The following is a 6,153-nucleotide window of genomic DNA, read 5'->3' as shown; positions in this document are numbered from 1 at the left end:
CCTGCTGCAAGCGCTGCGGCGCGGCGAACTGCATGACGGGGCGCAAGCCCAGTTGCAGACGGCCCTGGGCGGGCAGGCGCAGCGCCTGGCGCCGCTGCGGCACGCCATCGACGACTTCGATTTCTCGCTGGCCCAGACGCTGTTGTACGACCTGCTGCAATCCTTCGATACGGAGTCCCCATGAGTGTGTTCCCCCCACCCAAGCCGCTGCTGCTGGTCGTCGACGACGAAGCGGCCAACCTGCAGCTGCTGCGGCAAATCCTGCAGGACGACTACGCGCTGCTGTTCGCCAAGGATGGCGCGCGCGCCCTGGCATTGGCGCAGCAGGAACGCCCGGCCCTGATCCTGCTCGATGTGATGATGCCCGGCATGAGCGGCCACGACGCCTGCCGCCGCCTGAAAGCCGAGCCGCTGACGGCCGCCATTCCCGTTATCTTCGTCACGGCGCTGGGCGACATGCGCGACGAACTCAGCGGTTTTGAAGCCGGTGCCGTCGACTACATCACCAAGCCGCTCAGCCCGGCCATCGTGCGCGCCCGCGTACGCACGCACCTGTCGCTGGTGCGCATCGACGAACTCAGGGAAACGCGGCTGCAGATCGTCCGGCGCCTGGGCCTGGCGGCCGAGTACAAGGACAATGAAACAGGACTGCACGTGATCCGCATGAGCCATTACGCGCGCCTGCTGGGCGTGGCCACCGGCATGGACGAGGCGGCCGCCGACGACCTGCTGCATGCGGCGCCCATGCACGACGTGGGCAAGATCGGCATACCCGACCGCATCCTGCAAAAGCCGGGCAAGCTGGACGCGGACGAGTGGGCCATCATGCAGACGCACGCCAGCATCGGCGCCGACATCATCGGCGCGCATGCGCCAGGCGGCATGCTGGCACTGGCGCGCGAGATCGCCCTGTCGCACCATGAAAAATGGGATGGCAGCGGCTATCCGCGCGGCCTGGCCCGCGACAACATCCCGCTGGCGGGGCGCATCGTGGCCGTGGCTGATGTCTTCGATGCGCTGACCTCGGTGCGTCCGTACAAGCGCGCCTGGGCGCTGGACGATGCCGTCGACTATCTGCAGGAACAAAAGGGCCGGCATTTCGATACGGAACTGGTGGACTTGTTTGTGCAGCAGTTGCCTGCCATCGACGCGGTGCGCCAGCGCTGGGCGGAGAAGGAGGAACACCACGCCGCCGCATGAGGTGCAGGAAGTGAACTCCCGCCACGCCCGGTGTTGTTGCGTCACACAAAGAAGTGCCAAACACGATGGTGCTGGCGCCGATGCAGACCACTGGATGGGCAAGGAGTTCGATGCCATTATCGCGTACTGTCCGTGGAGCATTTTGATGCATATCAAATAGCTCGGCATTTCCTGCCATCGGCCTTGCGCACGGCCACGGCCCGTCTCTTTTTGACCCATATCAAGCCCCGCCCAACACCATCCCCACCTGTCACCGCACGACTGGACTTGCGGGAATTGCCGTTCGCGCCTTGTTCTCCTCTTTATGGATGAGTGACAACATGGCCGGTCAATCCATCCTCGTGCATGCCGACCTGTCGCGGCATGCGCGGCAGCGCCCGATCGAAGACGACGACGATGGCACATCAAAGTCAAGCGCGCCATGCCTATTTGTTAATAGTTATAATTGGCTTATTACTTACTTCAAGGCAATGTGCATGAAGCAACAAATGTTCAATTGGGGCAGCGCCCTGGCGCCGTTCGGCAGCGACCTGCTGTGGACTGTCCTGCCGTGGATGCTGCTGTATGGCGTGATCGGCTTTGTGCTGGCGGCCGGCATCTGCTATCAGCTGGCCAGAAAATGCCTGCTGGTGCGCCGTCCGCCCGCCTGGCATGTGGCAGCCAAGCTCAGCTATCTGTTGATCCTCGTCGCGCTGCCGCTCCTCGGTGGCGGCTTTGGCGCCGTCCACAGCGTGCACCGCGTCGTCAACCAGGCTCTCGAGCGCGACCTGCAGCCGGTGGTCGAAGCGCAAATGCCGGCGCTGCGCGTCTACCTGGAACAGCAGGCCAGGCTGATCGCCCCGGGCCAGGCTATCAGCATGCGCAGCCTGATCGAACCCTTCGTGCAAGACATGTATTACCGGCCGACATCCGGCAGTTACTGGGAACGCAGCAAGGCGCGCTGGATCAATGAATTCATCCTGCGCCGCGGCAGCGTGCTGCTGACGCAGGTGCTGCAGGAACAGCTGATCGCCAGGGCAACTGTGCTGGGCGAAGCGCTCAAGGGCGCCGGCTTCCGTGGCCAGGCGACGGGCGACCTGGCCAGCCTGGGCACCGACCTGGCCGTGCGCCTGACAACCGATGTGGCGCGCCAGGCCGATTTCAGCAAACTCGACAAGTCAGTGCCGATGATTTTCATCGACGCCATCAAACGCCAGGCGGGCGCCTATTTCAATTCGCTCAAGATCACGCTGGGCCTGCTCGCGCTGGCGGCGCTGCTGCTGGTGTGGGGCGAAATCATGTTGTACCGCCACTATTACCTGCGCCGCCACCCGGCCACGGCCCTGCCCGTGGCACCCACGTAAAAAAGCCGCCCCTCCTTGCGGACGGGGCGGCTTTTCAAGAGCAACTAACGCTTTAGGCTTTACGCTGGGCGACAGCATCCACGACGCACAGTGCCGTCATGTTGACGATGCGGCGCACGGTGGCCGATGGCGTCAGAATGTGCACGGGCTTGGCGCAGCCGAGCAGGATCGGGCCCACGGCGATGCCGTTGCCGGCCGCCGTTTTCACCAGATTGTAGGCGATGTTGGCCGACTCGATGTTCGGCATGACGAGCAGGTTGGCATCGTTCTTCAGGGCCGAATTGGGCATGAGTTTTTGACGCAGCTTGCTGTCGAGGGCTGTATCGCCGTGCATTTCGCCGTCGATTTCCAGGTCCGGCGCGCGTTCCTTGACGATGGCCAGGGCAGCGCGCATCTTTTGCGCCGAGGCGCTGTCGCTGGAACCGAAGTTCGAGTGCGACAGCAGGGCCGCGCGCGGCGACAGGCCGAAACGGGTCATCTCTTCGGCGGCCATGATGGTGATCTCGGCCAGCTGCTCGGCGTCCGGGTTTTCATTGACGTGCGTGTCGACCATCACCAGCTGGCGTTCCGGCATGATCAGCACGTTCATGGCGGCATACACATTGCTGCCGGCGCGCTTGCCCAGCACCTGGTCAATGTATTTCAGGTGCAGCTGGGTGGTGCCGAAGGTGCCGCAGATCATGCCGTCGGCGTCGCCCTTGTGGATCATCATCGAGCCGATCAGGGTGTGGCGGCGGCGCATTTCCAGCTTCGCGTATTCCTCGGTGACGCCCTTGCGGCTGGTCATCGCGTAATACGTGTTCCAGTAATCGCGATAGCGCTCGTCGAAGTCCGGGTTGATGACGTCGAAGTCGACGCCCTGCTTCAGACGCAGGCCGAATTTCTGGATGCGCGCTTCGAGCACCGGCGGGCGGCCGACCAGGATGGGACGCGCGAGTTTTTCATCGACCACCACTTGCACGGCGCGCAGCACGCGCTCTTCTTCGCCTTCGGCATAGACGATGCGTTTGAGGTCGGCCGGCGTGGATTTGGCCATCAGGAACAGCGGCTTCATGAAGGTGCCGCTGCGGTAGACGAATTGCTGCAGGCTGTCCGCGTACGCTTGCAAGTCCTTGATCGGACGCGTGGCGACGCCGGAATCCTCGGCCGCCTTGGCCACCGCTGGCGCGATCTTGATCAGCAGACGTGGATCGAACGGCATCGGGATCAGGTACTCAGGACCGAACGACAGGTTGCTGATGCCATAGGTGGTGGCCACGATGTCCGACTGCTCGGCATGCGCCAGGTCGGCGATCGCGTGCACCACGGCGATTTCCATTTCGCGCGTGATGGTGGTGGCGCCGCAATCGAGCGCGCCGCGGAAGATGTACGGGAAGCACAGCACGTTGTTGACCTGGTTCGGATAGTCCGAACGGCCGGTGGCGATGATGGCGTCGCTGCGCACGGCCTTGACTTCTTCCGGCAGGATTTCCGGGTTCGGATTGGCCAGCGCCAGGATCAATGGGTTCGGCGCCATCTTGCGCACCATGTCCTGCTTCAGCACGCCGCCGGCGGAAACGCCGAGGAAAATATCGGCGTCCGGGATGATCTCGGCCAGGGTGCGCAGCGGCGTGTCTTGCGCGAAGCGTTCCTTGTCCGGGTCCATCAGTTCCGTGCGGCCCTTGTAGACCACGCCGGCCAGGTCGGTGACATAGATATTTTTCAGCGGGAAGCCCAGATCGACGATCAGGTCCAGGCAGGCCAGCGCCGCGGCGCCCGCGCCCGAGACGACCAGCTTGCAGTCTTCGATTTTCTTGCCGACGGCTTTCAGGCCGTTCAGGATGGCCGCGCCGACGATGATGGCGGTGCCGTGCTGGTCGTCGTGGAAGACGGGAATCTTCATGCGGTCGCGCAGCTGGCGCTCGATGTAGAAGCACTCGGGCGCCTTGATGTCTTCCAGATTGACGCCGCCGAAGGTCGGTTCCAGCGAGGCGATGATGTCGACCAGCTTATCGGGATCCATCTCGTTGATTTCGATGTCGAAGACGTCGATGCCGGCGAACTTCTTGAACAGCACGCCCTTGCCTTCCATTACCGGCTTGGCGGCCAGCGGGCCGATATTGCCCAGCCCCAGCACGGCCGTGCCGTTGGTGATGACGGCCACCAGGTTGCCGCGCGCCGTATATTTATAGGCATTTGCCGGATCGATGACGATTTCTTCGCAGGGAGCGGCCACGCCTGGCGAGTAGGCCAGCGCCAGGTCGCGCTGGTTGGTCAGTTGTTTGGTCGGCGTCACGCTGATTTTGCCGGGGCGCGGGCACTCGTGATATTCGAGTGCGGCCAAGCGCAATTGTTGACGCAATTCTTCTTTTTTATCAGATGACGAATCCATGCTGTGCTGCCTTCCTGTTTGGTCGATCGGGTGTTCCGGATTTTATCAGACCGATTCTTTCAATTAGCTAGGTATTTTCCGCTAGCCACAGTCTGATATCACGAAAACGCATAACCTAGCATTGTAAGGCCGTCCGGCGGCACAAACGTCCTGAACAGGAAAAACTATCAAGTTTTAGATTTCAATTAGTTTTTGTGATGGGTCATCGGAGGCGCGCCACAGCGGCAGCGCGGCGACGGCGCGCTCGATATCGTCCATGTCGTCCGCGCCCAGGGTGTCGTCGAAGGGCGCGGACAAAATGCTGCGCATCAGCGCCAGGCGCGTCGTCGCTTGCTGCGCATCGATGAAGCGCGTCGTCTCCGCGCAATACTGCGCGCGACGCAGGGCATCGGCGCCGTCATCGTCGCCGTCGGGATAATAATGGCGGCCGATGTGATGCAGCGACTGCAGCAGGAATTCGATCTCGCGCAGGATGCGCAGCGCATCCTCGCCGGACAGCACGATGCGGCGGTTGGCGGGCAGCAGGGACGGTGGCGTGGCGGGATGGTCAGCCATGGCGGATCTTTCTATCAAGGACAAGCCGACAGCCTACGCGATTTTTGCCGCCGGCGACGCCAGCCGCGCACCGGGCGCGAAGCGCACGGCGATCATCAGCAGCACGATGACGCCGCCCGCCATTACCATCCACGCCTGTGCCAGGCTGGACGAGTGCTGGCGGATCAGGCCGGCGATGAACGGCATGCTGCTGGCGATGATGTAGCCGCCGCCCTGCACAAAGCCCAGCAGCGCGCCGGCGCCGGCCGGGTCCCGCACATGGTCCATGCTGACGATCAGCGACAAGGGGAACAGCGCGCCGATGCCGCAGCCGAGCAATATCACGGCGGGCAGCGCCAGTTGCGCGGGCGCCACGATCAGGCAAGCCAGGCCGGCCAGCACGGACAACAATACGGACAATAACAGGATGCGGCGGTCGGGGAAGCGGTGGATGACGCTGGAAATCACCAGTCCCGCCAGCACTTCCATCAGGGTCAGGCCGCCCAGCAGCAAGCCGCTGTCGGCGGCGCTCCAGCCCAGTTCCGTATAAAACGGCGGCAGCCAGGCCAGCACCAGCGTATAGGCGCCCGTGCCAATACCGAAAAACACCATCAGCAGCCAGGCGCGGCCACTGCCCACGGGCAGGCTGGCGCCCGCGCCGCCGGACACGTCCACGCGTGCGGCCGATGCGCGGCGCCACAGCAG

The 6,153-nt window shown here is 63.4% G+C and carries 6 protein-coding genes; 3 read left to right on the top strand and 3 right to left on the bottom strand.

Annotation, left to right across the window (positions count from 1 at the left end; genetic code table 11):
• From JaAD80_RS30885 to JaAD80_RS24245, 3 genes are all read left to right on the top strand, one after another.
• The coding region (locus JaAD80_RS30885) for a hypothetical protein (RefSeq protein WP_180979568.1) at positions 1–184 on the top strand (184 nt) is incomplete at its 5' end.
• Positions 181–1,200, top strand: a complete 1,020-nt coding sequence (locus JaAD80_RS24250; protein WP_102298369.1) for a two-component system response regulator — start codon at positions 181–183, stop codon at positions 1,198–1,200. The genes JaAD80_RS30885 and JaAD80_RS24250, both read left to right, overlap by 4 nt.
• A 476-nt stretch (positions 1,201–1,676) precedes the next feature.
• A complete protein-coding gene (locus tag JaAD80_RS24245) occupies positions 1,677–2,543 on the top strand; it encodes a hypothetical protein (protein WP_102298367.1) in 867 nt (288 codons plus the stop codon).
• A gap of 52 nt (positions 2,544–2,595) precedes the next feature.
• Here JaAD80_RS24245 and JaAD80_RS24240 read toward each other — a convergent pair whose 3' ends face one another.
• The 3 genes from JaAD80_RS24240 to JaAD80_RS24230 all read right to left on the bottom strand — a co-directional run.
• Positions 2,596–4,914, bottom strand: coding sequence for an NADP-dependent malic enzyme (locus JaAD80_RS24240; RefSeq protein ID WP_102298366.1), 2,319 nt, complete (start codon positions 4,912–4,914; stop codon positions 2,596–2,598).
• A 174-nt stretch (positions 4,915–5,088) separates the two neighbouring features.
• Complete coding sequence (locus JaAD80_RS24235; RefSeq protein WP_219726873.1) at positions 5,089–5,469, bottom strand: hypothetical protein; 381 nt, start codon at positions 5,467–5,469, stop codon at positions 5,089–5,091.
• A 33-nt stretch (positions 5,470–5,502) separates the two neighbouring features.
• Positions 5,503–6,153 (bottom strand): MFS transporter (locus JaAD80_RS24230; protein WP_146012514.1); only part of this gene is annotated, 651 nt, incomplete at its 5' end.

The sequence above is a fragment of the Janthinobacterium sp. AD80 genome, assembly GCF_002878455.1.
In the GTDB taxonomy this organism is placed as follows: Bacteria; Pseudomonadota; Gammaproteobacteria; order Burkholderiales; family Burkholderiaceae_D; genus Janthinobacterium.
The sequence above is the reverse complement of the archived record's forward strand: the minus strand, read 5'-3'. Positions and strand labels throughout refer to the sequence as shown.

Coding starts and splice junctions, on each gene's coding strand:
- JaAD80_RS24250 (WP_102298369.1), top strand. CDS start 181: ATGAGTGTGTTCCCCCCACCCAAGCCGCTGCTGCTGGTCGTCGACGAC.
- JaAD80_RS24245 (WP_102298367.1), top strand. CDS start 1,677: ATGAAGCAACAAATGTTCAATTGGGGCAGCGCCCTGGCGCCGTTCGGC.
- JaAD80_RS24240 (WP_102298366.1), bottom strand. CDS start 4,914: ATGGATTCGTCATCTGATAAAAAAGAAGAATTGCGTCAACAATTGCGC.
- JaAD80_RS24235 (WP_219726873.1), bottom strand. CDS start 5,469: ATGGCTGACCATCCCGCCACGCCACCGTCCCTGCTGCCCGCCAACCGC.